This is a genomic window from Streptomyces sp. TLI_171 (assembly GCF_003610255.1).
Taxonomy (GTDB): domain Bacteria; phylum Actinomycetota; class Actinomycetes; order Streptomycetales; family Streptomycetaceae; genus Kitasatospora.
In genome coordinates this window covers 5,161,589-5,185,167 of sequence record NZ_RAPS01000001.1, presented here as the reverse complement: position 1 = coordinate 5,185,167, position 23,579 = coordinate 5,161,589, and the positions used below count along the sequence as shown (strand labels likewise).

Annotated in this window: 19 protein-coding genes; 3 read left to right on the top strand and 16 right to left on the bottom strand. The window is 73.5% G+C overall.

The genetic code is table 11. The annotated features are described in order from the left end of the window. Positions 1-76: 76 nt before the first annotated feature. From ffh to BX266_RS23545, 5 genes are all read right to left on the bottom strand, one after another. Positions 77-1,627, bottom strand: a complete 1,551-nt coding sequence (ffh, locus tag BX266_RS23565; protein WP_099902867.1) for a signal recognition particle protein — start codon at positions 1,625-1,627, stop codon at positions 77-79. A gap of 126 nt (positions 1,628-1,753) precedes the next feature. Then, entirely contained in the window at positions 1,754-4,186 is a 2,433-nt protein-coding gene (locus BX266_RS23560; protein ID WP_099902865.1) for a [protein-PII] uridylyltransferase, read from the bottom strand. An 87-nt stretch (positions 4,187-4,273) separates the two neighbouring features. Further along, positions 4,274-4,612 (bottom strand): P-II family nitrogen regulator, encoded by a 339-nt coding sequence (locus tag BX266_RS23555; RefSeq protein WP_099902863.1) that lies wholly within the window; start codon positions 4,610-4,612, stop codon positions 4,274-4,276. Then, positions 4,609-5,934 (bottom strand): ammonium transporter, encoded by a 1,326-nt coding sequence (locus BX266_RS23550; RefSeq protein ID WP_099902861.1) that lies wholly within the window; start codon positions 5,932-5,934, stop codon positions 4,609-4,611. Before BX266_RS23550 ends, BX266_RS23555 begins: the two co-directional genes overlap by 4 nt. A gap of 233 nt (positions 5,935-6,167) precedes the next feature. Then, positions 6,168-7,622: a hypothetical protein gene (locus BX266_RS23545; RefSeq protein WP_099902859.1), complete on the bottom strand. Its 1,455-nt coding sequence runs from the start codon at positions 7,620-7,622 to the stop codon at positions 6,168-6,170. Positions 7,623-8,051: 429 nt separating this feature from the next. Here BX266_RS23545 and BX266_RS23540 point away from each other — a divergent pair, with 429 nt between their 5' ends. Next, positions 8,052-8,717: a bifunctional DNA primase/polymerase gene (locus BX266_RS23540; protein WP_099902857.1), complete on the top strand. Its 666-nt coding sequence runs from the start codon at positions 8,052-8,054 to the stop codon at positions 8,715-8,717. 63 nt (positions 8,718-8,780) lie between these two features. Here BX266_RS23540 and ftsY read toward each other — a convergent pair whose 3' ends face one another. From ftsY to BX266_RS23515, 5 genes are all read right to left on the bottom strand, one after another. Then, a complete protein-coding gene (gene ftsY / locus BX266_RS23535; protein WP_099902855.1) occupies positions 8,781-10,001 on the bottom strand; it encodes a signal recognition particle-docking protein FtsY in 1,221 nt (406 codons plus the stop codon). 24 nt (positions 10,002-10,025) lie between these two features. Beyond that, positions 10,026-13,589, bottom strand: a complete 3,564-nt coding sequence (smc, locus tag BX266_RS23530; RefSeq protein WP_099902853.1) for a chromosome segregation protein SMC — start codon at positions 13,587-13,589, stop codon at positions 10,026-10,028. Positions 13,590-13,842: 253 nt separating this feature from the next. Next, entirely contained in the window at positions 13,843-14,046 is a 204-nt protein-coding gene (locus BX266_RS23525) for a hypothetical protein (protein WP_099902851.1), read from the bottom strand. A gap of 391 nt (positions 14,047-14,437) precedes the next feature. After that, positions 14,438-14,731: an acylphosphatase gene (locus tag BX266_RS23520; protein WP_099902849.1), complete on the bottom strand. Its 294-nt coding sequence runs from the start codon at positions 14,729-14,731 to the stop codon at positions 14,438-14,440. A 123-nt stretch (positions 14,732-14,854) separates the two neighbouring features. Continuing rightward, on the bottom strand, positions 14,855-15,652 hold the full coding sequence (locus BX266_RS23515; protein ID WP_180290587.1) for a hypothetical protein: 798 nt from the start codon (positions 15,650-15,652) through the stop codon (positions 14,855-14,857). Between the two features lie 169 nt (positions 15,653-15,821). Between BX266_RS23515 and BX266_RS23510 the strand changes: the two genes are divergently transcribed. Beyond that, the gene (locus tag BX266_RS23510) at positions 15,822-17,075 is read left to right on the top strand and encodes an MFS transporter (RefSeq protein ID WP_099902845.1); all 1,254 of its coding nucleotides are present in this window, start codon (positions 15,822-15,824) and stop codon (positions 17,073-17,075) included. Positions 17,076-17,223: 148 nt separating this feature from the next. On the opposite strand, the gene BX266_RS23505 is transcribed toward BX266_RS23510, so the two are convergent. Beyond that, a complete protein-coding gene (locus BX266_RS23505) occupies positions 17,224-18,585 on the bottom strand; it encodes a hypothetical protein (RefSeq protein WP_099902843.1) in 1,362 nt (453 codons plus the stop codon). 201 nt (positions 18,586-18,786) lie between these two features. Here BX266_RS23505 and BX266_RS23500 point away from each other — a divergent pair, with 201 nt between their 5' ends. Then, a complete protein-coding gene (locus BX266_RS23500; RefSeq protein ID WP_099902841.1) occupies positions 18,787-19,698 on the top strand; it encodes a hypothetical protein in 912 nt (303 codons plus the stop codon). 4 nt (positions 19,699-19,702) lie between these two features. On the opposite strand, the gene mutM is transcribed toward BX266_RS23500, so the two are convergent. From mutM to BX266_RS23475, 5 genes are all read right to left on the bottom strand, one after another. Beyond that, positions 19,703-20,557 (bottom strand): bifunctional DNA-formamidopyrimidine glycosylase/DNA-(apurinic or apyrimidinic site) lyase, encoded by an 855-nt coding sequence (gene mutM, locus BX266_RS23495; RefSeq protein WP_099902839.1) that lies wholly within the window; start codon positions 20,555-20,557, stop codon positions 19,703-19,705. A gap of 7 nt (positions 20,558-20,564) precedes the next feature. Beyond that, entirely contained in the window at positions 20,565-21,362 is a 798-nt protein-coding gene (gene rnc / locus BX266_RS23490; RefSeq protein WP_099902837.1) for a ribonuclease III, read from the bottom strand. A 20-nt stretch (positions 21,363-21,382) separates the two neighbouring features. Beyond that, complete coding sequence (gene rpmF, locus BX266_RS23485) at positions 21,383-21,556, bottom strand: 50S ribosomal protein L32 (protein WP_035866499.1); 174 nt, start codon at positions 21,554-21,556, stop codon at positions 21,383-21,385. Between the two features lie 49 nt (positions 21,557-21,605). Next, positions 21,606-22,199 carry a DUF177 domain-containing protein gene (locus tag BX266_RS23480; protein ID WP_099902836.1) on the bottom strand — a complete coding sequence of 198 codons (594 nt, stop codon included), beginning with the start codon at positions 22,197-22,199 and terminating at the stop codon, positions 21,606-21,608. 157 nt (positions 22,200-22,356) lie between these two features. Next, positions 22,357-23,508: an ATP synthase F0 subunit B gene (locus BX266_RS23475; protein WP_099902834.1), complete on the bottom strand. Its 1,152-nt coding sequence runs from the start codon at positions 23,506-23,508 to the stop codon at positions 22,357-22,359. Between the last annotated feature and the right edge of the window lie 71 nt (positions 23,509-23,579).

Below are 23,579 nucleotides of genomic sequence, written 5' to 3'. Positions count from 1 at the left end.
GACCATCATGACGCAAAGGGGCGCGAAAACGGGGGCGCGTGGGGGTGACCCCCACGCGCCCCCGGAAGCCGCTCGGTCAGAGCAGGTCCTTGAACTCCTTGGGGAGTTCGAAGTCGGCCGGACCCTGGCCCGGCTGGACGCCGAACGCGCCGCCCGGCTGGGCCGGCCCGAGGGCCTTGCGCTCGGCGGCCGCGGCCTCCTCCTGCGCGCGCTTGAGCGGGTTGCCGCTCTTGCGCTTGCCCTTGGCGACCGGGGCCTTCTTGCCGGTGCGCTTGCCGCCGCCGCCCATCCCGGGGATGCCCGGCATGCCGGGGATGCCCTTGCCGGAGGCCATCGCCGACATCATCTTGCGGGCCTCGAAGAACCGCTCCACCAGGCTGGAGACCTCGCCGACCTGGACGCCGGAGCCCTTGGCGATGCGCAGGCGGCGCGAGCCGTTGATGAGCTTCGGGTCGGACCGCTCGGCCGGCGTCATCGACTTGATGATCGCGCCGACGCGGTTGACGTCCTTGTCGTCGATGTTGTTGATCTGGTCCCGGATCTGGCCCATGCCGGGGAGCATGCCGAGCAGCTTGGAGATCGAGCCCATCTTCTGGACCTGCTCCAGCTGCGACAGGAAGTCGTCGAGCGTGAAGTCCTTGCCGCCGCCCTGCAGCTTGGCGGCCATCTTCTCGGCCTCGGCCTGCGAGAAGGTCTGCTCGGCCTTCTCGATCAGCGAGAGGACGTCGCCCATGCCGAGGATGCGCGAGGCCATCCGGTCGGGGTGGAAGGCGTCGAAGTCGTCGACCTTCTCGCCGTTGGAGGCGAACATGATCTGACGGCCGGTCACGTGCGCGACCGAGAGCGCGGCGCCGCCGCGGGCGTCGCCGTCGAGCTTGGAGAGCACGACGCCGGTGAAGTCGACGCCTTCGAGGAAGGCCTGCGCGGTGGTGACGGCGTCCTGGCCGACCATCGCGTCGACCACGAAGAGGACCTCGTCCGGGTCGACCGCGGCGCGGATGTCCGCGGCCTGCTGCATCAGTTCGGCGTCGATGCCGAGGCGGCCCGCGGTGTCGACGATGACCACGTCGTACTGCTTCTGCTTGGCGTACTCGATGGAGTCGCGGGCGACCTGCACCGGGTCGCCGACGCCGTTGCCGGGCTGCGGACCGTAGAAGGCGACGCCGGCGCGCTCCGCGACGACGCCGAGCTGGGTGACGGCGTTGGGGCGCTGGAGGTCGCAGGCGACCAGCAGCGGGGTGTGCTTCTGGGACTTGAGCCAGTGGCCGAGCTTGCCGGCGAGGGTGGTCTTGCCCGCGCCCTGGAGGCCGGCGAGCATGATCACGGTCGGCCCGGTCTTCGCGTACCGGAGCCGGCGGGTCTCGCCGCCGAGGATGCTGATGAGCTCCTCGTTGACGATCTTGATGATCTGCTGGGCGGGGTTCAGCGCCCCGGAGACCTCGGAGCCGAGCGCCCGGTCCTTGATCTGCTTGATGAACGCCCGGACCACGGGCAGCGCGACGTCCGCCTCCAGCAGGGCGATCCGGATCTCGCGCGTGGTGGCGTCGATGTCCGCCTCACTGAGGCGGCCCTTGCCCCGGAGGTTCTTGAACGTCGCTGCGAGGCGGTCGGAGAGAGTGTCGAACACGTCGGTCGCGGGTCCCTTGCGGCATCGAGTACGGGTACTGTCGTCGCCCCCAAGGGTAGCCGTACGCCCGGTGGACGGTCTGCGCCCCTGCGTCAACGGGCTTCCGGGCCGCCTGCGGGCCCGCGGTCAGTGGGCTTCCAGGGCCGCCTGCACGGCCTTCGCGACCTCCTCGGCGCGGCCCGGTTCGAGCGGCCGGCCGTCGCTGGAGGTGAGGTAGAAGGCGTCCACCGCCTCCGCCCCGAGGGTGGAGACGTGCGCCGTGCGGACCCGGACGCCGGCCGCGTCCAGCGCCCGCCCGATCCGGTGCAGCAGGCCGGGGGCGTCGTGCGCGCGGACCTCCAGCACGGTGGCGTACTGCGAGGCCGCGCCGGGGGCGACGGCGACCACCGGCGGCGGGGTGCTGATGCCGCGCCGGCGGGGTGCGGCGGCGTCCCGTTCGGCGAGCTTGCGGGTGACGTCCAGCGAACCGTCCAGGGCGCGCCGCAGGTCGGCGCGGAGCCGGGCGGCGTCGGGCAGGTCGCCGTACTCGGCGGCCACCGTCCAGGACAGCAGCAGCACGGGGCCGGCGCCGACCGGATCGAGTTCCCGCAGGCCGGCCTTGCGGACGGCCAGCCGGTGCACGGCGAGCACGCCGGCCACGGTGCCGAGCAGGCCCGGGCGGTCCGGGATGGCGAGGGTGAGCTCGACGCCCATGGGCTCGGTGCCGCCGTCGACGGCGGGCTCGGCGTGCGCGGTGAACGCCAGCGCGGGCGCGCCGGTGCGGGCGGCCTCGACGGCCAGCCGCTCCTGGTCGGCGGTCGGGTCGGCGTCGGCGGCGGGCGGCCGGTGCTCGCCGGCCAGCCGGGCGGCGGTGCGGGCGACCAACTGGGCCACCAGCGAGGCCCGCCAGCTCGACCAGGCGGCGGGGCCGGTGGCGGTGGCGTCGGCCTCGGTGAGGGCGTGCAGCAGCTCCAGGTGGGTCTGGGTGCCGACGGTCTTGGCGATCAGGTCGGCGGTGGCGGGGTCGTCGGGGTCGCGGCGGGTGGCGGTGTCGATCAGCGTCAGGTGGTGGCGGACCAGCAGCGCCAGGGTGTCGGTGTCCTGCTTGTCGAAGCCCATCCGGACGGCGACGTCCCGGACGATCACCTCGCCGGCCTCGGAGTGGTCGCCGGGCCAGCCCTTGCCCAGGTCGTGCAGCAGCGCGGCGACCAGCAGCAGGTCCGGGCGGGCGGTGCGGCGGGTCATCGCGGCGGCCTTGACGGCGGTCTCGATCAGGTGCCGGTCGACGGTCCAGCGGTGCACGGCGTTGCGCTGCGGCCGGCAGCGGACCCGCTCCCAGTCCGGCAGCATCCGGCTGATCAGCCCCTCGGCCTCCAGCGCCTCCCAGACCGGCAGGCAGGCCTCGCCGGCGCCGAGCAGGGTGACCAGCTGGGCGCGGGCCTCGTCGGGCCAGGGCACCGGCAGCGGCCTGGTCTCGGCGGCCAGCCGGCGCACCGTGGCGTAGGAGACGGTGAGCCCGGCCTGGGCGGCCGCGGCGGCGGCCCGCAGCGGCAGCACGGGGTCGGTGGCGGGCCGGGCGGCCTGGGCGAGGACCGCCTCGCCGTCCAGTTCGACCACGCCCTCGGCGAGCGGGCGGCGCTCGGGCGCGGCGGATCCGACCGGGGCCCGCCGGGCGCCGTTGAACGGGAAACCGAACCGGGTGGCCCGGCGGGCCGGGCGGCTGCGGGCGGCGAGCACCCGCTCGACCGCGCGCCAGGTGACGTCGGAGGCGTACGCGACGGTGCGGGCGGCCTGGTAGACCTGCCGCAGCAGGGTGTCGGCGTCGAGCACCCGGAGCCGTTCGGCGACCTGGTCCTGGTCCTGCAGGCTGAGCCGCTCGGTGGCCCGGCCGGTGGTCAGGTGCAGCGCGTCGCGGACGTCGGCGAGGGTGCGGGCGGCGGCCTCCAGGCCGTCCCGGGGGGCGTCGGCCAGCCAGGTGGCGGCGACGGCGTTGAGCGCGACCACGTCGCGCAGGCCGCCGCGGGCCTCTTTCAGGTCGGGTTCCAGCAGGAAGGACAGCTCGCCGTGGCGCTCGGCCCGGCTCTGGCCGAGGGCGTGCAGTTCGGGGAGCCGCTCGGGGGCGGCGGCCCGCCAGTCGGCGAGCACGGCGGAACGCAGGTCGGCGGTGAGCTGCGGGTCGCCGGCGAGGTGGCGGGCGTCGAGCAGGCCGAGCTGGGCCTTGAGGTCCTCGGCGGCGACCGCGCGGGCCTCGCCGGGGGTGCGGACGGCGTGGTCGAGCGAGACGCCGCTGTCCCAGACGGGGTACCAGATGCGCTCGGCCGCCTCGGCGGCGAGCGGGCCCTCGTGCAGCAGCAGCACGTCCAGGTCGCTGCGCGGGGAGAGTTCGGCCCGCCCGTAGCCGCCGACGGCGACCAGCGCGGTCCGGGCGGGGGCGCCGGCCGCCCGGTACAGCCCGGCCAGCCAGTGGTCGGTGAGCCGGGCCAGCGCGGCCCGCCGCTCGGGGCCGGCGATGACCGGGTCGGCCAGCAGGCGGGCGCGCTCGGCCGGGTAGCCGTAGTCGGCGGGGTCGGTGCTCGTCACGTCTGCTCCCGGTGCGTGCTGGTGCCGGATACGCCTTCGGCGGACCTGCCGCGAGGGCAGGTCCGCCAGGAGGTGAATGCTAGAAGGTCAGAGGGCGTCGGGGCCGCGTTCTCCGGTGCGGACCCGGATCGCGGTCTCGACCGGGATCGACCAGACCTTGCCGTCGCCGATCTTGCCGGTGCGGGCGGCCTTGACCACCACGTCGATCAACTGCTCGGCGTCCTCGTCCTCGACCAGTATCTCGATCCGGACCTTCGGCACCAGGTCGACGGTGTACTCCGCTCCCCGGTAGACCTCGGTGTGGCCGCGCTGCCGGCCGTATCCGCTGGCCTCGGTGACGGTCAGTCCGTGCACTCCGAAGGCCTGCAGGGCTTCCTTGACCTCGTCCAGACGGTGGGGCTTGATGACGGCGGTGATGAGCTTCATCGGGCGTCGACCTCGGTCTTCTCGGCGGGGACGGCCGCGGGAGTGACGGCCACGGCACGGGCGAGGCTGGCGCCGACGGAGGTGAAGTCGTAGGCGGACTCGGCGTGTTCGGCCTGGTCGATGCCGGCGACCTCGACGTCCTCGGAGACCCGGAACCCGATGGTCTTCTGGATCGCCTGGCCGATCAGCCAGGAGAGCACGAAGGAGTAGACCAGGACGACGACCACGCCGAGCCCCTGCTTGCCCAGCTGGGTCAGGCCGCCGCCGTAGAACAGGCCGGACGCGGTCTGGCCGACGTGGCCGGTGGCGAAGAAGCCGATCAGCAGCGAGCCGATGATGCCGCCGACCAGGTGGACGCCGACCACGTCGAGCGAGTCGTCGAAGCCGAACTTGTACTTCAGGCTGATCGCCGCGGCGCAGGCCGCACCGGCGATGACGCCGATGGCGATCGCGCCGAGCATCGAGACCGAGCCGCACGCCGGGGTGATGGCGACCAGGCCGGCCACCGCACCCGAGGCGGCGCCCAGGGTGGTGAACGCGCCGTGCCGGATCTTCTCGTAGGCGAGCCAGCCGAGGACGGCGGCGGCGGTGGCGACCTGGGTGTTCATGAACGCCATGCCGGCGACGCCGTTGGCGGCCAGCGCCGAGCCCGCGTTGAAGCCGAACCAGCCGAACCACAGCAGGCCGGAGCCGAGCATCACCAGCGGCAGGCTGTGCGGGCGCATCGGGTCCTTCTTGAAGCCGATCCGCTTGCCGAGCACCAGCGCCAGGGCCAGGCCCGCCGCACCGGCGTTGATGTGCACCGCGGTGCCGCCGGCGAAGTCGATGACGCCGTTGCGGTCACCGAGCCAGCCGCCGTTGCCGCCGTCGAAGAAGAACACCCAGTGGGCGACCGGGAAGTACACGATGGTCACCCAGAGCGCCACGAACAGGGTCCAGGCCGTGAACTTGGCCCGGTCCGCGATGGCGCCGCTGATCAGCGCCGGGGTGATGATCGCGAACATCAGCTGGAACGCCGCGAACGCGGTGACCGGGATGGTGCCGGTGATGGCGTTCAGGTCGATGCCGCGCATGCCCAGGTAGTCGAGGTTGCCGATGAGGCCTGCACCGGCGTCCGGCCCGAAGGACAGCGTGTAGCCGTAGAGCACCCAGAGCACGCTGACGACGGCCAGCGAGATGAAGCTCATGACCAGCATGTTGAGGGTGCTCTTGACCCTGACCATGCCTCCGTAGAAGAAGGCCAGACCCGGGGTCATCAACATGACCAGGGCCGCACAGATGAACACAAAGGCGGTATCGCCCGCGCTGAAGCCGTCCGGCATCGGCGTCTCCTCCGATATGAAAGCCGCTCCACGCCCGGGATACCTGTCCCGTGCCATCCCGGCGTGTCGGCGATGAGAGGAGAGTGCCGAAGGTGGGTTTCGGCCGATGCGGCACGGTGTTTCACCGCAGTGACGCGGTTGACGCGCCCGTTACGGGCGCGTGAACCACGGCTGGTGACGCGTACTGGACACGTCGTGTTATACGCCGCCGCGGGCCGCCACCCGAACGGGTGTCAGACCACCGAGACGAACTCCGGAATGTCCTGAACCACTCGCTCGGCGAGCCGGTCGACCCCGGGGGCGCCGCGGAAGTCCCGGCTGGCCGCCTCGGAGGTCTTGCGGACCCGGGTGTTCAGCCGCTCGGAGCGGACCTTCTTGGCGATGTCCACCGCCTCCTCGCAGTACCGGGCCGCTTCCTCCGGCTCGTTCTGCAGCAGGCGCACCGAGGCCATCCCGACCAGGTTGAACGCGTAGGTGCGGACGTGGTCGCCGTCCTCCCGGAACAGGTCGACCGCCTTGGTGATCAGCGGCTCTGCCGTCCTGGCCATCGCCGCGCCCCGGTCCGAGGTGTACGCCAGGTCGCGGAAGGAGTGCCCGTTCTCGGCGCACAGCTCGGCGTGCGAGAAGAACCGCAGCCACGGCGGCGTCTCGTCGACACCCTGGATGTCGCTGAAGGTGTCCTCCGACAGCCGGACCGCCCGCGCGCACCGGTTGACCTCGCCGATGGTGGCGTAGGCCCGCGCCTCCATCGCGTACAGCAGCGACTGCTGGCGGGCGCTGGCGGTGTCCCGGCTGCCGTACTGGGCGAGGTGGATCAGCTCCAGCGCGTCCTCGCCGCGGTTCAGGTGGATCATCTGCCGGCTCATGTCGGTCAGGATCAGCGCGCCGAACGGCCGGTCCCCGGCCTCCCGGGCCGCGTGCAGCGCCAGCACGTAGTACTTCTGCGCGCTCGGGTGCATGCCCACGTCGTACGACATGAAGCCGGCCAGGTGGGCGAGTTCGGCGGTGATCCGGAACAGCCGCTTGGTGGTCGCCTCCGGGTACGTCTCCTGCAACAGGTCGGTGACCTCGTGGAGTTGGCCGACCACCGCCTTGCGGCGCAGGCCGCCGCCGTTCTGCGCGTCCCACTGCCGGAACATCTCGGTGGTCTGCTCCAGCAGCTGCAGCTCCGGCTCGGACAGCCGACCGGAGAAGTGGTCGCTGCCGGTGGCCGCCGCCAGGATCGGCGTGGGCGCCCCGTTCGGTCCGGGCGTCAGCCAGCGCTGCATCGGCTCGATCAGCGCCGCACCCGCCGTCAGCGCGAGCGAAGTGCCCAGGAAGCCACGGCGGTTGAGCATCAGGTCGCTGCGCGAGTACTCGCTGATCGCCTGCACCGTCTGCTGCGGGCTCCACGGCAGGTCGACCCCGCTGCCCACGGTGGTCACCGGGACGATCGTGCGCAGGCCGAGGTCCTCGATCGACACCACGGAGCCGAAGCGCTCCGAGAACAGCTCCGACATGATCTTCGGGATCGGCTCGCGCGGTTGCTCGCCGTCCAGCCAGCGGCGCACCCGGGAGGTGTCCGTGGAGACGTGGTGGGCGCCGATCTGCCGGGCCCTGCGGTTCACCTGCCGCGCCAGCTCGCCCTTCGACCAGCCGCTGCGCGCGAACCAGGAGCCCAGCTTCTCGTTCGGCTGCTTCTCACCCATGGGACCGTCCCCATCCCGCCCCGAACCCCGGGGCCCCGCTCGCCCTGACTCGTCATCCGCCGGCCGCGTGACCGGTCGACTGCGTTCCGTATGCCGAACGTAGCGCGCCTCCGCCATCCGGGGGAGCAACGTCCGAGAAACGCCACCTTTCGCCACCCCCACGAGTGAACTACCGGACCGGGAGCCGCGCTTCACTATGAGTCAGTGCGGCATGACCCCGGCACATGCCCGGACCCGACGGAGGCACAGGTGCGGCAACGACGATCCGGCATCCGAAGTGCAGGTGCAAGGCGCCTGCTCGCCCGCGCCACCCGGATCGGTGTGCGCCGGTCCGCGCGCGCCGCCCTCGCACCCCGCACCACGCGCCCGACCGGCGACTCAACGTCACGCTCCCGTAACCACCGGCAACCGGAAGCGGTTGGGGGAGGCATGGACAAGCTGTTCGGCACCCTTCGGCTCACCCCGCTCGGCGCCCGCCGCCGCACCCGGCCCACCGCGCTGCAGGCCGCCGCCGAGTACTCCGAGCGCTGGGGCTGGACGCTCGCCGCCGGCAGCCCGCCCCCGCACCACGGCACCCGCTGCGACTGCGGCGTGCCGCGCTGCGCCGCGCCCAACCTGCACCACCTGGTCGGCCCGGCGGTCGCGCCCGGCGCGACCGCCGCCGAACTCGCCGCCCGATGTCCGGCGGACGCCCCGCTGCTGTTCCCGACGGGCCATCAGTTCGACGTCCTGGACGTCCCGGCCCAGCCCGGCCTGCAGGCCCTGGTCCGGCTGGAGCGGATGGGCACCCAGGTCGGTCCGGTGCTGGCCTCCCCCGCCGGCCGGCTGCTGCTCTTCGTCGCCCCCGGGACCGCCGAGCGCCTCCCCGACCTGCTGTACCGGATGGGCTGGGACGACGCCTCGCTGGACCTCACCTGCCACGGCCTCGGCTCCTACCTGGCCGCCCCGCCCACCCCGCTGGGCGCCCTCGGCCCGATGCGCTGGCTGCGCCGCCCCACCGCCGACACTCCCCCGCCGGAGGCCCGCCTGCTGCTCGGCACCCTCGCCTACGCCTGCCACCGCACCCGCGACCGCGAGGCCGAATACGCCAGCTGACACGCAGCAGGGTCCGTCCGGGGAGGGAACACCACTCCCCGGACGGACCCTGCTGACGAGCCCTCAGCCCAGCAGCGCGTCCACGAACGCCCCCGGCTCGAACGGCGCCAGGTCGTCCGCGCCCTCGCCGAGCCCGATCAGCTTGACCGGCACGCCGAGCTCGCGCTGCACCGAGATGACGATGCCGCCCTTCGCGGTGCCGTCCAGCTTGGTGAGCACGATCCCGGTGATGTCCACGACCTCGGCGAACACCCGGGCCTGGACCAGGCCGTTCTGACCGGTGGTGGCGTCGAGCACCAGCAGCACCTCGTCGACCGGCCCGTGCTTCTCGACGACGCGCTTGACCTTGCCGAGCTCGTCCATCAGGCCGGTCTTGGTGTGCAGGCGTCCGGCGGTGTCGACCAGGACGGTGTCGACGCCGTCGGCGATGCCCTGCTTGACGGCGTCGAAGGCGACGGACGCGGGGTCGCCGCCCTCGGGCCCGCGGACGGTGTGGGCGCCGACCCGCTCGCCCCAGGTCTGGAGCTGGTCGGCGGCGGCGGCCCGGAAGGTGTCGGCGGCGCCGAGCACGACCCTGCGCCCGTCGGCGACCAGGACCCGGGCGAGCTTGCCGGTGGTGGTGGTCTTGCCGACGCCGTTGACGCCGACGACCAGCACGACGGCCGGTCCGTCCGCGCGCTTGACGGAGTGGACGGTGCGGTCGGTCTCGGGGCCGATCAGCTTGACGAGTTCCTCGCGGAGCAGGCTGCGCAGTTCGTCGGGGGTGCGGGTGCCGAGGACCTTGACCCGGGTGCGCAGGTTGTCGACGAGTTCCTGGGTGGCGCCGACGCCGACGTCCGCGGTGAGCAGGGTCTCCTCGATCTCCTCCCAGGTGTCCTCGTCGAGGCGGTCGCGGGAGAGCAGGGTGAGCAGGCCCTTGCCGAGGGTGGACTGCGAGCGGGAGAGCCGGGAGCGCAGCCGGACCAGGCGTCCGGCCGTCGGCTCGGGCACCTCGATCTCGGGCGCGGCCTCGGCCTCGGCGGCGGTGGGCTCCTCGACCGCGGGCCCGGCCTGCGGCTCGGCCTCGGGCTGGACCTCGGCTTCGGGCTGGACCTCCGGTCCGGCCCCGGGCTCTGCCTCGGGCTCGGCCCTGGGCTCCGCCTTCGGTTCGGCCTTCGGCGCGGTGATGACCGGGGCCTGCTCGGGCTTGCTCAGCTCTTTGCGTCGTCTGCCGGAAACGACGAGTCCGGTGATCGCGCCGATGGCGACCACCGCGATGACAACGGCAAGGATCACGTATTCCATAACCCGTCCAGTATCACTTAGCGCCTATGTCGTGCTGTTCCGTGTTTCTTTCTGCCCGGGCATGCGCAGCCGCTGGCTGATCACCTGGGAGATGCCGTCGCCCTTCATGGTGACGCCGTAGAGGGCGTCGGCGGACTCCATGGTGAGCTTCTGGTGGGTGATGACGATCAGTTGGGAGCTCTCCCGGAGCTCCTCCATGATCGCGATCAGCCGGCGCAGATTGGTTTCGTCCAGCGCGGCCTCGACCTCGTCCATGACGTAGAACGGGCTGGGCCGGGCCTTGAAGATCGACACCAGCAGCGCGACGGCGGTCAGCGAGCGCTCGCCGCCGGAGAGCAGCGAGAGGCGCTTGACCTTCTTGCCCGGCGGGCGGGCCTCGACCTCGACGCCGGTGGTGAGCATGTTCTCGGGGTCGGTGAGGATCAGCCGGCCCTCGCCGCCGGGGAACAGCCGGGAGAAGACGCCTTCGAACTGGGCGGCGGTGTCGTGGTAGGCCGCGGTGAAGAGCTGCTCGACCCGGGTGTCGACGTCGCGGACGATGTCCATCAGGTCGCGGCGGCTCCTGCGCAGGTCGTCGAGCTGTTCGCCGAGGAACTGGTGGCGGGCCTCCAGCGCGGCGAACTCCTCCAGCGCGAGCGGGTTGACCTTGCCGAGCTGCTGGTACGCGCGTTCGGCGGCCTTGAGCCGCTTCTCCACCTCGGCGCGGACGTAGGGGCGGGGTTCGCCGGGCTCCGCGCCGTCCTCGGGCGGCGGGGCGGGGACCGGCCGGTCGGGGCCGTAGCCGCCGAGCAGGTCGCCGCCCTCGATGCCGAACTCCTCCAGCGCCTTTGACTCCAGTTGCTCGATCCGCAGCTTCTTCTCCGCCCGCAGCACCTCGTCCCGGTGGCCGGCGTCGACCAGCCGGTCGAGTTCGGCCTTGAGTTCGCGGCCGTGTTCGCGGAACTGCCGCAGTTCGCCCTCGCGGGCGGCGCGGTCGGCTTCGACGGCGGCCCGGTCGGTCTCGGCGGCGGCGAGGGTCTCCTCGATCCGGCCGAGCAGCTGCCGGGCGCCGGCGGCGACGGCGGTGGCGACGGCGGACTCGCGGCGGGCGCGGGCGCGGCGTTCGGCGGCGCGCGCCCTGGCCTCCCGCTCGGCGCGGGCGGCGCGGTCCAACTGGTCGGCGCGGCCCGCGAGTCCGCGGACCCGCTCCTCGTGGGTGCGGACGGCCAGCCGGGACTCCATCTCGGTCTGCCGGGCAGCGGCGGAGGCGGTGTTGAGCCGGTCGCGTTCGGCGGGGTCGGGCTCGTCCTCGCCGCTGTCGGCCGACTCCTCGGCGACGGCGAGGCGTTCGGCGAGTTCCTCGGCGGCGGCGCGGGCCTCGGCGAGGCCGCTCTCGGCCTTGGCGGCGGCGGTGGCGGTGCGTTCGGCCTCGCCGGCGGCGGCCCGGGCGGCGCCGCCGGACCGTCCGAGCGCACCGGCGAGTTCGGCGCGCTGCTTCTCGCCCTGCCGGCGCAGGACCGCCAACTGTTCGACCTCCGCGGCCAGTTCGCTGCGCCAGTCGCGGGCGGCGGCCAGATCTTCGGTCAACTGCGCGCAGCGGACGTCGAGTTCCGCGATGCCGCGGGCGGCCTCGGTGACCGCGGCCTGGGTCTCCAACGGGCTGGGCGCGCCGGCCGAGCCGCCGTGCGCGAGCGCGGCGGAGAGCAGGTCGCCGTCCCGGGTGACGGCCGTCCACCGCGGCTCGGCGGCGATCAACCGCTGGGCGGCGTCCAGGTCCTCGACCACCGCGGTGCGTTCCAGCAGCCGCCGGGCGGCGGCGGCGACCTCGGCCGGGCCGCCGACCAGCGCCCCCGCCCAGCGCGCGCCCACGGGCAGCGCCGACGGGTCGACGGCCGCCGTGCCGTCCGCGATCAGCAGCGCGGCCCGCCCGCCGTCCTCCGCGCGCAGCCAGGCCAGCGCCGCCGCGGCGGCGGCCGTGCCGGAGACCGTGACGGCCTCGGCCGCGGCGCCCAGCCCGGCGGCCACGGCCAGCTCGAACCCGGGTTCCACCAGCAGGAGTTCGGCCGCGGGGCCGAGCACGCCGGGGCGTCCGAGCAGGGCGCCGCTGCCGTCCTTGCGACGCAGGCCGAGGGCCAGGGCGTCGTGCCGGGCGGTGAGCGCGGCGCGTTCCTTCTCGGCGGCGGTGAGCGCCTCGCGGGCGGCGGACACCGCGCGTTCGGCGTCCTTCAGCGCCTCCCGGGCCCGTTCGTGGCGGCCGTCGAGTTCCTCGTCACCGGCGGCGGACTCCTCGCTGTGCTCGCGGAGTTGCTCGTACTCGGCCTGGGCGGACTCGGCGCGCAGCAGGGCTTCGTCGCGGGCGGTGGCGAGCCGTTCGATCTCGGCCTCGGCGGCGGTGGCGCGGGAGCGGGCGGCGGCGGCCTGGCCCTGCAGTCGGGCAAGCCCCTCGCGCCGGTCGGCGATCGCCCGGGCGGCCGCCTTGAGTCGCAGCTCCTCGGCGGCGAGCGCGCGTTCGAGGTCGGCGCGTTCCTCGACGGCCTCCGCGAGCGCGTACTGCGCCTGCTCCAGGGCCTCTTCGAGGGCGGCTTCCTCCTCGCGGACCCGGGCGGCCTCTCGTTCCAGGTCCTCCGGGTCGCGGCCGCGCCGTTCCTCCAGCTGCCCGGCGGTGGCGGCGGCGCGGACCCTGGCTTCGGCGAGTCCGATGGTGCCGCGGGTGCGCTCGGCGAGCGAGGAGAGCCGGTACCAGGTCTGCCGGGCGGCCTCCAGGGCGGGCCCGAGCTGTTCGACCTGGGCCTCCAGGACGGCTTCGCGCTGGATCGCGGCGGCGAGTTCCTGTTCGACGGTGGTGCGGCGCAGTTTCAGCGCGAGTTCGTCGGCGACCTCCGCCTCGACGGCCCGGCGCAGGGTGAGCAGGTCGTCGGCGAGCAGGCGCAGCCGGGAGTCGCGCAGTTCGGCCTGGATCCCGGCGGCCCGCCGGGCGATCTTCGCCTGCCGACCCAACGGGCCGAGCTGGCGGCGCAGTTCGGAGACCAGGTCCTGGACCCGGTTGAGGTTGGCCTGCATCGCGTCGAGTTTCCGCAGCGCCTTCTCCTTGCGCTTGCGGTGCTTGAGGACGCCGGCTGCCTCCTCGATGAAGGCCCGCCGCCCCATCGGGTCGGCGTGCAGCACGGAGTCCAGTTGGCCCTGGCCGACGATGACGTGCATCTCGCGGCCGATGCCGGAGTCGGAGAGCAGTTCCTGGATGTCGAGCAGCCGGCAGACGGTGCCGTTCAGCGCGTACTCGCTGCCGCCGTTGCGGAACATCGTCCGCGTGATGGTGACCTCGGAGTAGTCGATCGGCAGGGCGCCGTCGGTGTTGTCGATGGTGAGGCTGACTTCGGCGCGGCCGAGCGGGGGGCGCCCGCTGGTGCCGGCGAAGATGACGTCCTCCATCTTGCCGCCGCGCAGCGACTTGGCGCCCTGCTCGCCCATCACCCAGGACAGCGCGTCGACGACGTTGGACTTGCCGGAGCCGTTCGGGCCGACCACGCAGGTGATGCCGGGCTCGAAGCGCAGCGTGGTCGCCGAGGCGAAGGACTTGAACCCGCGCAGGGTCAGGCTCTTCAGGTGCACCCCGCCCGCCTCCTCGCCTCGCGCTGTCCGGTGCCGCTCGGCGACTGTATCCGGCCGAGCCTCCGGGCAGCCCTCAGGTCGCGGTTTGACCACGCCGGGGGCGGGGCACCTTACGGCAGAAGAACGTCTCGAACACGACGAAGGGACGTCCGTCCCGGACGTCCCTTGCAGGCTGCCATCCCCTCGTCGGGGAAGCTCAGTGCATCACGGCGTCGTTCGTGGAGGCCTCAGGTGCGGAGGCCGCGAGCGACGGTCAGGTCAGGGCCGGCTCGCGCTGGTCCAGATCGATGCTGCTGAGCAGCGAGTGCTCGTCAGCGACAGCGGTCAGGGCATCGTTCTCGGCCTGGAGCTTGCTGAGCTCGTTCTCCAGGTCCTGGACGCGCGCCTGCAGCCGTCGCATCTCGGAGAGCATTCGCGGGTCGGGGCCGCCGACGTACCCGAGAAGCGCCTTTGCCATGATGTATGGTCCTCCACGCTGAGTGACCGAACCGTGTACGGTGTGGGTCTGGGGGAAGGGATGCGTACGCGCCTGCGCGCCGGACGTGCTGGCTGGGCACTACGAGGGCAGCCGCAGCTGAGAGCGTCCTCACGACGCACCCACACGGCATTGCCCCGCCGGTAAACGCAGACCTGTACGCGGGTTTCCAGCGTCTCACCAAAGACCGTACGGGTCAACACGATCACCGCACGCTACCGCGACCCTGTCACCGGCATGGCGGAACGGACACGCCATCGGTCGGGACAGTGGATCACTACGTTGCGGAGTCAACCACGAGTCTGCCCCAAAGGCAACCGCATGACACCGGCAGTTGCCGGCGGCTCTCCTCCGACCGGCAACCGCGGTGTGCTCATCTGATCGCGAAGCCCTGGTACCCGCGGCCCACGGCGGTCCAGATCTCGGTGACCCCACTGACCTGACCTGGCGTTCCGGGTCCGCGCAGCGCGGCGAGCAGCCGCTCGCAGTCCGCTCGCGATCCCTCGGCGACGACCTGGACGCGGCCGTCCCCGAGGTTGCTCGTGTATCCCGTCAGCCCGATCTCCAGAGCCCTGGCCCTGGTCCACCAGCGGAACCCCACCTGCTGGACGCGCCCGCGCACCCAGATGGTGGCGCGGACCGAACGGTGGCTGTCGTGACCTTGCATGCGTTGACCATAGTCGGGCAGATCGGGGGCGCACGGAACGCACTTCACGCCCCTTCCACCGACCCTCCGCACCGCGCCGCCCGGCTTCACCTCATCGGCGCGGACCGGCCCGCCGGCCGGGCGTCACCTCGACCCCGGCTCGGCCAGCGCGTGCAGCGTCCACCCGCGGCCGTCCGGGTCCAGCGGCGCGGTGGCGGCGGTGAACAGCTCGGCCGCCCGCCGGTAGGAGAGCCGGCCCCGGCCGGTGAGCGGGCAGCGGTCGGACGGCGGCGTGCCGGCCGGGGCGCGGCGACCGGTGAGGAACAGCGGACCGGCGCTGCGCCCGGCCACCAGCAGCGGCAGCAGCCGGGCACTGCCCCCGCGCCAGCGCAGCGGGCGCTCGCCGCCGCCGGTGCGGGCCTGCCGGTTCGCCAGGTCGAGCCGGTCGACGTCCAGCGCCAGCAGGCGTTCGATCGGGGCGCCCGTCTCGCGCACCAGGTGCCACAGCACCTTCTCGCGCAGCGGCGCCCGGAGCGCCAGCACGGCGCGCACCTGGGCCTCCGTCAGTCCGGTCGCCGGCGCTGCGGGCAGCGGGCGCAGCCCCTCGGCCGGGTCGGCGGCCAGCCAGCCCCGGGCGCACCACCAGCGAAGGGCGGCCCGCAGTGCGGACAGCTCGCGGTTGGCGGTCCGCGCACCGACCGTGCCGGCGCGGGCTGCGAAGGCCTCCGCCACCCGCCGGGAGGCGTCCGGCCCGTCCAGGACGGCGAGCGGCAGCACCGGCGGGGCGGCCCGCCGCCGCTCGGCCCCGCTCGGCGGGGTGCGGCCGACCAGCAGCCAGGCCCAGGTGTGCAGGGCGATCCGGTAGACCCGGCGGGAGCCCTCCGCGAGCGGGGCGGCCGCCAGGTAGCGCTCGGCCGCGACGGCGAACTCCACAGGTGTCATATCCGCAGTAAATCGCGGTCGCCGAGAAGGCGTCAATACGGCTCCCACTGCGGTAAATCGGCTATTTACTGCGGCCGATCCGATGGCCGATAACCTTGACACCTCAACGCTCAAGTATTTCGGCGGAAAGCCTTGCCGGGAGGCCCGGCGGCGGGGCAACCTGCCGGTCATGAAGCTGACCTCGCGGCGGCTCGCCGTCCTGCACGGGCGGGAGTTCCGCCGCTTCTTCACGGGCTACGCCGTCTCGCTGTTCGGATCCTCGATGGCCTCGGTGGCGGTGGCCTTCGCGGTGCTGGACGGCGGTGGCGGCGGTTCCGGGCTCGGCGTGGTGCTGGCGGCACGGATCGTGCCGATCGTGCTGCTGCTGGTGCTCGGCGGGGCCGCCGCCGACCGGCTGGGGGCGCGGCGGGTGATGCTCGGCTCGGACGGGCTGCGCTGCCTGACCCAGGCCGCGATGGCCGCGCTGCTGTTCGCCGGACAGGCCCGGGTCTGGGCACTGGCCGCGCTGATGGTGCTCTGGGGCCTGGCCGAGGCGGTGTTCCTGCCCGGGCTGGACGCCCTGCTGCCCCGGCTCGTCCCGCCCGGTGAACTCGCCGACGCCAACGCGCTGCTGGGCATCGTCCGGAACGGCGTCCCGGTGGCCGGCCCGGCCCTCGCCGGGCTGCTCACCGCCGTCGCCGGTCCCGGCTGGGTACTGCTGGTGGACGCCGCCTCGTACGCCGCGGGCTTCGCGGCGCTGGCGCTGCTGCGCCTGCCCGGCGCGGCGCGTGCGACCGGGGACCGGCCGGGGCTGATGGCGGAACTGCGGGCGGGCTGGGGCGAGTTCGGCTCCCGGCGGTGGCTGTGGGTGAGCGCCGCGCAGGCCTGCCTGTTCAACCTGCTGGTCTGGGCGCCGTTCCTGGTGCTCGGCCCGCTGCTGGCCCACGAGCGGCTGGGCGGGGCGCGCGGCTGGGGCCTGGTGATGGGAGCGTACGGAGCCGGCGCGGTGCTCGGCGGGACGCTGCTGCTCGGTCGCCGGCCGGCTCGACCGCTGCGCACCGCGGTGGCGGTGACCGCGGGCTGGGCGCTGCCCTCGGGGGCGCTGGCGCTGGGATGGCCGCTGCCCGCGGTGGCGGTGGCGGCCGCGGGGGCGGGCGTGACCTCGATCGTCTGCGGCGCCCTCTTCGCCACCCTGACCCAGCGTCACGTTCCGCCCGAAGCGCTGGGCCGGGTCAGCGCGTACGGCACCCTGGGGGCGTTCGCGTTCGGCCCGGTGGGGCTGGCCCTGGCCGGGCCGCTGGCGGACGCCGTCGGCCCGGGGACGGTCCTGGGCTGGGGCGCGGGCTGGCAGCTGCTGTCCTGCGGCCTGGCGCTGACGCTGCTCGGCCGCCACGAACCGGCCGGGACCCGCTCCCCCGAGACCGCGCCGCTGGTCCGAACGTGACGACGGCCCGACTCGCACCCCACGGCCGCGCCACCGACGGTCCCGGCCCCGTTCCTGCCGGTGCCACCAGCACCGCGCAGCTGGTCCGAGAACAGCCGGCGGCCCCCGGACCGGGGAGGGACCGGGGGCCGCGCGGGGTGATCAGGTGTCAGAAGTCGCCGCCGCCGAAGTCGCCGAAGTCGCCGCCGCCACCGAAGTCGTCACCGCCGCCGCCGAAGTCGGAGTCGTTGAAGTCGGAGGAATTGAAGTCGCCGCCCGAGTAGTCGCCGGCGTCCGCGCCGTCGTTGGCGTCGTGGTCGTGGCCGTAGTCGCCGCCGTAGGCGTAGCTCGGGGTGGAGAGCATCGAGCCGAGCATGGTGCCGACCAGCAGGCCGGGCAGCATGCCGCCGCCGAAGTAGCCGCCCGCCCAGGGGCTGTAGGCCGGGCCGGCGTTCCAGTACGGCTGGTGGCCGTGCTCGGTCTGCACGGTGCGGATGTCCGGCTCCTGGCCGCCGGCCAGCCGGGCCGCGTCGTCGGCGCAGGCCGGGACGGTGCGCGGGGCGCCGCCCTGCGGGGCCCACTGGACGTCGGCGACGGACGGGCCGTGCCGCGGGTCGAAGAAGCACGGGACGCGGCGCTCGGGCAGCGGCCGGCCCTCCCGGCGGGCAGCCAGGGTGGCCAGCGCGAACCGCCCGTCCTCCAGCGCCTCGGTCACCGGGCGGACGTCCTCGGGCTGCTTCGCCCCGTCCATGGTCCGCTTGGCGCGGTCGTAGGAGTCCAGGGCGTGCGTGTAGTCGGCGCGCTGGGCGTCGTCCGCGTCGGCGGCGCCGGGGTTGAAGTCGAGCCGGTCCAGCTCCTCGCCGAACGCGGTGATGTCCTCGTCCACCACGGTGCGCAGCTGGGCGAGTTCGGCGCGGAGCCTGTCCTCCTTGCGCTTCCTGGCGCGGCGGAACAGCAGGAACGCGCCGGCGCCGGCCAGCACCAGCAGCAGCAGCGGGACGAGGATCCAGGCGATCGAGGTGCTGTGCTGGGGGCCGTCGCCCTTGGTCTGCTTGGCGGCAGAGTCGACGAACTCGGTCACGGTGGCGTTGATGTCGCCGGAGTTGGAGCGGAACGCGGCGCCCGCGATGGCGTCGGCGGACTTCGGCGCCAGCGCCTTGGCGTCGGACTGCGCGACGAACTGGTTGCCGCGCCAGATCCCGTAGACGCCGACGATGCCGACCTTGGTGCGGAGGTCGCTGAACAGGTTCTTGGTCGGGTACGCCGGGCTGTCCGGCAGCACCGCGATGAAGATCGGCTTGTCCGCGTCCTTCAGCTTCTCGGCCAGCTTGTCGGCCTGGGCCTTGGAGAACCGGTCGGCCATCGCCGGGTCGACGTACACCTGGGTCTTCTTCAGCGAGTCGGCCGCGTCGTTCAGGCCGGAGGCCGAAGCGGGTGCGGACAGCCCGAACACCATCAGCAGGCCGAGCAGCGCCGCCCCGAGGGCGGCGGCGGGCCCGGTGGTCCGGGGGCGGCGAAGCACAGTTCTCATAGTCCCGACCGTACCGGTCCGCGGGCCGGACCCACGCCCTACCCCGGTACCGTCCGACCCCGAGACCGACCCCTACTCCAGGGCGAGAGTGCCCGCCGGGACCCCCGCCGACCGGCCGGAGTTGGCCCCGGCCGGTCCGGGCGGGTCCGTCGAGCGGGCATAGTGGTGACGATCTTCCACTCCCCCGACAGGAGCCCCCAGGTGATCCTCGGTCTCGTCACCGCCGTCGCGGCGTCCGCCTGCTACGGCACCGGGTCGGTGCTGCAAGCCCTCGGCGCCCGCCGCTCGGCCCGGCAGGAGGCCGCCGCCGGCACCGTCACCGAGCACGGCGGGCCGAGCCTGTCCTCCACCGCGAAGGCCGCCGTCACCTGGGAGTTCATCCTCGGTACGGTGCTGGACTTCATCGGCTTCGGCCTGGGCGCGCTGGCCGCCAGGCTGCTGCCGCTGTTCCTGTCGCAGACCATCATCAGCGCCAACCTGGTGATCACCGCGCTGCTCTCGGTGAAGCTGCTCGGGCTGCGGCTGCGCCAGTTGGAGTGGCTGTCCATCGGGATCCTGTGCGGCGCGCTGGTGCTGCTCGCGGTCGCCGCCGGTCCGGAGGGCGGGCACGAGGCGGCCCGGGCCTTCCACTGGTGGCTGCTGATCGGCTCGGTGGTGCTGATCGCCGGGGGCTCGCTGATCGTCCGCCGGCTCGGCTCCGGCGGCGCGATCGTGGCGGGCCTGCTGTCCGGTCTCGGCTTCGGCGCGCTGGGCATCGGCGTGCGCATCCTGGACGGCGTCCAGCCGTTCTCGGTCACCGCGCTGCTCGCCGACCCGGCGCTGTACGCGGTCCTGGTCGGCGGCCTCGGCGGCATGTACCTGCACACGGTCGCGCTGCAGGTCGGCTCGGTCAACGGGGCGACCGCCGCCCTGGTGGTCGGCGAGACCGTGGTCCCCGGCGCGGTCGGCGTGCTGTGGCTCGGCGACACCTCCCGTCCCGGCCTCGGCTGGCTGGCCGGCTTCGGCTTCGTGCTCGCCGTGGTGAGCGCGGTCGGTGTGGCCTACTTCGGCGAGGGCGAGAGTGCGGGCGCCCTGCAGCAGGCGGAGGCCGACCGGGAGAACGCGCAGACCTGACGGCCTAGCGCGGGGGGCGCTGGCACTTCGGGCAGGAGTAGCTGGAGCGGTTCATCCAGGCGTCGCGGCGCATCGCCGTGCCGCAGCGGCGGCAGGGCTGCCCCTCGCGGCCGTACGCGTCGAGGTCGCGGGAGAAGTAGCCGCTCTCGCCGTTGACATTGACGTACATCGAGTCGAAGCTCGTCCCGCCGACGGCCAGTGCCGCCGTCATCACGTCCCGGGCGTGCTGGAGCAGGGTCAGCGCGGCGGGGCGGGTGAGGGTCGCGGTGGGGCGGTCGTAGTGCAGGCGGCTGCGCCAGAGCGCCTCGTCGGCGTAGATGTTGCCGACGCCGCTGATCAGGGTCTGGTCGAGCAGGGCGCGCTTCACGGTGGTCCGCCTGGCCTTGATCGCGGCGGCGAACGCGGCGTCGTCGAAGCGGGGGTCGAGCGGGTCGCGGGCGATGTGCGCGAGCGAGACGGGGGTGGCCTCGGGGTCGTCGGCCTCGGCTTCCTCGACGGCGAGGCCGCCGAAGGTGCGCTGGTCGACGAAGCGCAGCTCGGTGCCGCCGTCGGTGAACCGGAGCCGCACCCGCAGGTGCACGGACTCGGCCATGGCGGCTTCCTGGACGAGCAGTTGGCCGCTCATCCCGAGGTGGCCGATCATCGACAGGCCGTCGCCGAGCGGCACCCACAGGTACTTGCCGCGGCGCTGCGGTTCGCCGAAGGTCCGGCCGCGCAGCAGGGCGGTGAACTCCTCGGCGCCGCCGGCCTGGCGGCGGACGGCGCGCGGGTGCAGCACCTCGATGTCGCCGACGGTGCGTCCGGCGGCCCAGCGGGCCAGACCGCGGCGGACGACCTCGACCTCGGGCAGCTCGGGCACGGCGCGGTCAGACCGTCGCGGTGGGCTGCTCGCCGGCGGCCTGCGCGTCCTCGTGCTTGGCCTTGATGGCCCGCCAGGCGGACTCGGCGGCCTTCTGCTCGGCTTCCTTCTTCGAGCGTCCGCTGCCGGAGCCGTAGTCGTCGCCGGCCACCCGGGCGGCGGCGGTGAAGGTCTTCTCGTGGTCCGGGCCGGATTCGGTGACCACGTACTCGGGAACGCCGATGCCGACGGCGGCGGTGAGTTCCTGGAGGCTGGTCTTCCAGTCCAGTCCGGCGCCGAGCTGAGCGGATTCCGCGATCAGCGGGTCGAACAGCCGGTGGACGAAGTCGGTGGCGGAGTCCAGCCCCTGGTCGAGGTAGATGGCGCCGATCACGGCTTCGACGGTGTCGGCGAGGATCGACGACTTGTCGCGGCCGCCGGTGCCTTCCTCGCCCTTGCCGAGCCGGATGAAGGTGCCGAGTTCCAGGCCGCGGCCGACCTCGGCGAGCGCGCGGGAGTTGACCACCGCGGCGCGGAGTTTGGCGAGCGTGCCCTCGGCCACCTCGGGGTGGAGGCGGTACAGGGTGTCGGTCACCACCAGGCCCAGCACCGAGTCGCCGAGGAACTCCAGGCGCTCGTTGGTGGGCAGCCCGCCGTTCTCGTACGCGTACGAGCGGTGGGTCAGGGCACGTACCAGAAGGGCGCGCTCAAGTGGGTACCCGAGGCGCCCTTCCAGGACGTCGTATTCGGTCGAAGCCGGCCCGCCGCCCTTACCCCCGTTGCTCGCGGGGTTCGGCTTGCGGGTGGAACTGCCAGTGTCCGACATCGATCCGTGCACCCCGCCGATCAGACCGAGAGGACCTGGCGACGGTTGTACGTGCCGCAGCTCGGGCACGCGATGTGCGCGAGCTTCGGCTCGTGGCAGCGGTCGCACGCGACGAGCGCGGGCACGACGGCCTTCCAGTTGGAACGGCGGTGACGCGTGTTGCTGCGCGACATCTTCCGCTTCGGAACAGCCACGGTAAATCTCCTGGTTCTACGGCGAGGCCCTCACGGGCAGCGCTGTGTCTTATTCCTCGTCACCCTCGTCGCCGGGGGCGGCGGAGAGTCCCTGCAAGGCCGCCCACCGGGGGTCGGCGGCGTCGTGGTGGTGCGACGGGTCGTCGCTCAGGCGGGCCCCGCACTCGGAGCACAGACCCAGGCAGTCGTCCTGGCACACCGGCTGCAGCGGCAGTGCGAGCACCACCGCGTCACGCAGCACCGGCTGGAGGTCGAACAGGTCGCCCTCCAGCCGGTAAGTCTCGTCCTCGGACTCCTCGTCGAAGTCGTCTCCCGCGATCGCGCGGTGACGCTCCTCGGCCTCCGGGTAGTAAAACAGCTCCTGGAAGTCGACCTCCAGGTCGTCCTCCACCGGCTCCAGGCAACGGGAGCACTCGCCGGTCACGTGGGCCTCGGCGGTGCCGGTGACCAGCACGCCCTCGACCACGGACTCCAGCCGGAGCTCCAGCTTGATCTCGCTCTTCTCGGGAACGCCGATCACGTCCGCGATGCCCAGCTCCGCGGGGGCCTCCAGGGCGCGGGACACCTTGCGCAGCGATCCGGGGCGACGGCCGAGCTCATGCGTGTCGAACACGAGCGGGTCGCGGTGGTCGAGGCGGTTCAAGGTTTCCTGACTTCCTGGCGGCGGCACGCATCCCTGCGTGGCGCGAATGTTGGTTCCTGCGGTGCGCGGCCCGGATGCGGGCGCACGGCGAACCCGGCGCGAACAGGCCGGAGTGGTCAGACTACCGGAGAGTCCGCGCCGAACCCAACTCGCCCGTTCACCGGCCGCCGAGCTCCCGCAGCCTGGTCATGTCGATCATGCTGGTGTCGAAGAAGCTGGTCTCGTCCAGTCCGGCCTGCTGCTGCGGCAGTTGCGGCTGCTGCTGCTGCTGGTAGCCGTACGGGTCGGCGGGCAGCGGGTTGCCCCACTGGTCGAATCCCTGCTGCGGCTGGTACTGCTGCTGGTAGTACGGGTCGACCGGCTGCTGGTGCCCGTAGGGCTGGCCGTACGGGTCGGTCTGCGGGGCCGCCGCCGGGTCGTAGCCGCCGCCGTACGCCTCGGCGTACTGCGGGGCCTGCGGTTGGGCGTGCGGGTCGCCCCAGCCGGAGGCTGCGGGGTGGTCCTCGCCGGGGTGCTGCCAGCCGGCCGCGGCCGGGGTCTGCTCGGGCCAGGACTGCTGCTGCGGGACGTCCCCGTACCAGGACTGGTCGCCCTCGGCGGCAAAGCCGGAGGCGACCGCCTCGGCCCGGTCCTTGAGCTGCTGGGCCTCGTCGGCGGCGGCCAGGTAGGCGCCCAGCTCGTCGATCGGGGCCTTGCCGAGCAGCTTGTCGCGGCCCTTGCCGACCGCCTCCAGGGTGGCGGAGAGCACCGCCTCCAGGGTGGCGAGCTTCACGTCGACGTACTCGTCCGCCTCCGGGCTGGGGCTGATCCGCGGCTGGAACTCCTCGCCGTCCTCGCCGAGCTCGTTCTCCGGCTCGTAGACGCCCGAGTCGCCGCGCAGCTTCTGCCGGCCGCGGCCGACCGCGCCCAGCGTCTTGGTCAGCACCACCTCGAAGTTGGCCAGCTTGGAGTCGACGTAGTCGTCCGCCTCGACGCGCTTCGCCTGCACCTCGGTGCGCGCCTCGGCGAGGAGGCGGTCCGCCTCGGCCTGGGCCTGGCGCACCACCTCGGTGTCGGAGATCAGCGAACCGCGCTCGTCGTGCGCGCCGCGGATGATCTGGTCGGCCTGCGCCTGGGCGTCGGCGACCACTTGCTGATGGTCCGCCACCACCGACTGCGCCTGGGCGAGTTCGGCGGGCATCGCGTCGCGCAGGTCACGGAGCAGGCCGGTCAGCTCGGCGCGGTTGACCACGCAGGAGGCCGACATCGGCATGGCCTTGGCCTTCTCGACCATGGAGATGATCTCGTCGAGTTTCTGCTGCACGTCCACGGGCGTCTTCAGTCTTTCCGTGTGCCGCCGAGGTGCGGCGGAGGCAGTGCCCGGGGGTCGCGGATGCCACT

Coding starts and splice junctions, on each gene's coding strand:
- BX266_RS23510 (WP_099902845.1), top strand. CDS start 15,822: ATGAAGCTGACCTCGCGGCGGCTCGCCGTCCTGCACGGGCGGGAGTTC.
- rnc (WP_099902837.1), bottom strand. CDS start 21,362: ATGTCGGACACTGGCAGTTCCACCCGCAAGCCGAACCCCGCGAGCAAC.
- BX266_RS23545 (WP_099902859.1), bottom strand. CDS start 7,622: ATGGGTGAGAAGCAGCCGAACGAGAAGCTGGGCTCCTGGTTCGCGCGC.
- BX266_RS23515 (WP_180290587.1), bottom strand. CDS start 15,652: ATGACACCTGTGGAGTTCGCCGTCGCGGCCGAGCGCTACCTGGCGGCC.
- BX266_RS23555 (WP_099902863.1), bottom strand. CDS start 4,612: ATGAAGCTCATCACCGCCGTCATCAAGCCCCACCGTCTGGACGAGGTC.
- BX266_RS23520 (WP_099902849.1), bottom strand. CDS start 14,731: ATGCAAGGTCACGACAGCCACCGTTCGGTCCGCGCCACCATCTGGGTG.
- BX266_RS23505 (WP_099902843.1), bottom strand. CDS start 18,585: ATGAGAACTGTGCTTCGCCGCCCCCGGACCACCGGGCCCGCCGCCGCC.
- BX266_RS23540 (WP_099902857.1), top strand. CDS start 8,052: ATGGACAAGCTGTTCGGCACCCTTCGGCTCACCCCGCTCGGCGCCCGC.
- ftsY (WP_099902855.1), bottom strand. CDS start 10,001: ATGGAATACGTGATCCTTGCCGTTGTCATCGCGGTGGTCGCCATCGGC.
- BX266_RS23550 (WP_099902861.1), bottom strand. CDS start 5,934: ATGCCGGACGGCTTCAGCGCGGGCGATACCGCCTTTGTGTTCATCTGT.
- BX266_RS23525 (WP_099902851.1), bottom strand. CDS start 14,046: ATGGCAAAGGCGCTTCTCGGGTACGTCGGCGGCCCCGACCCGCGAATG.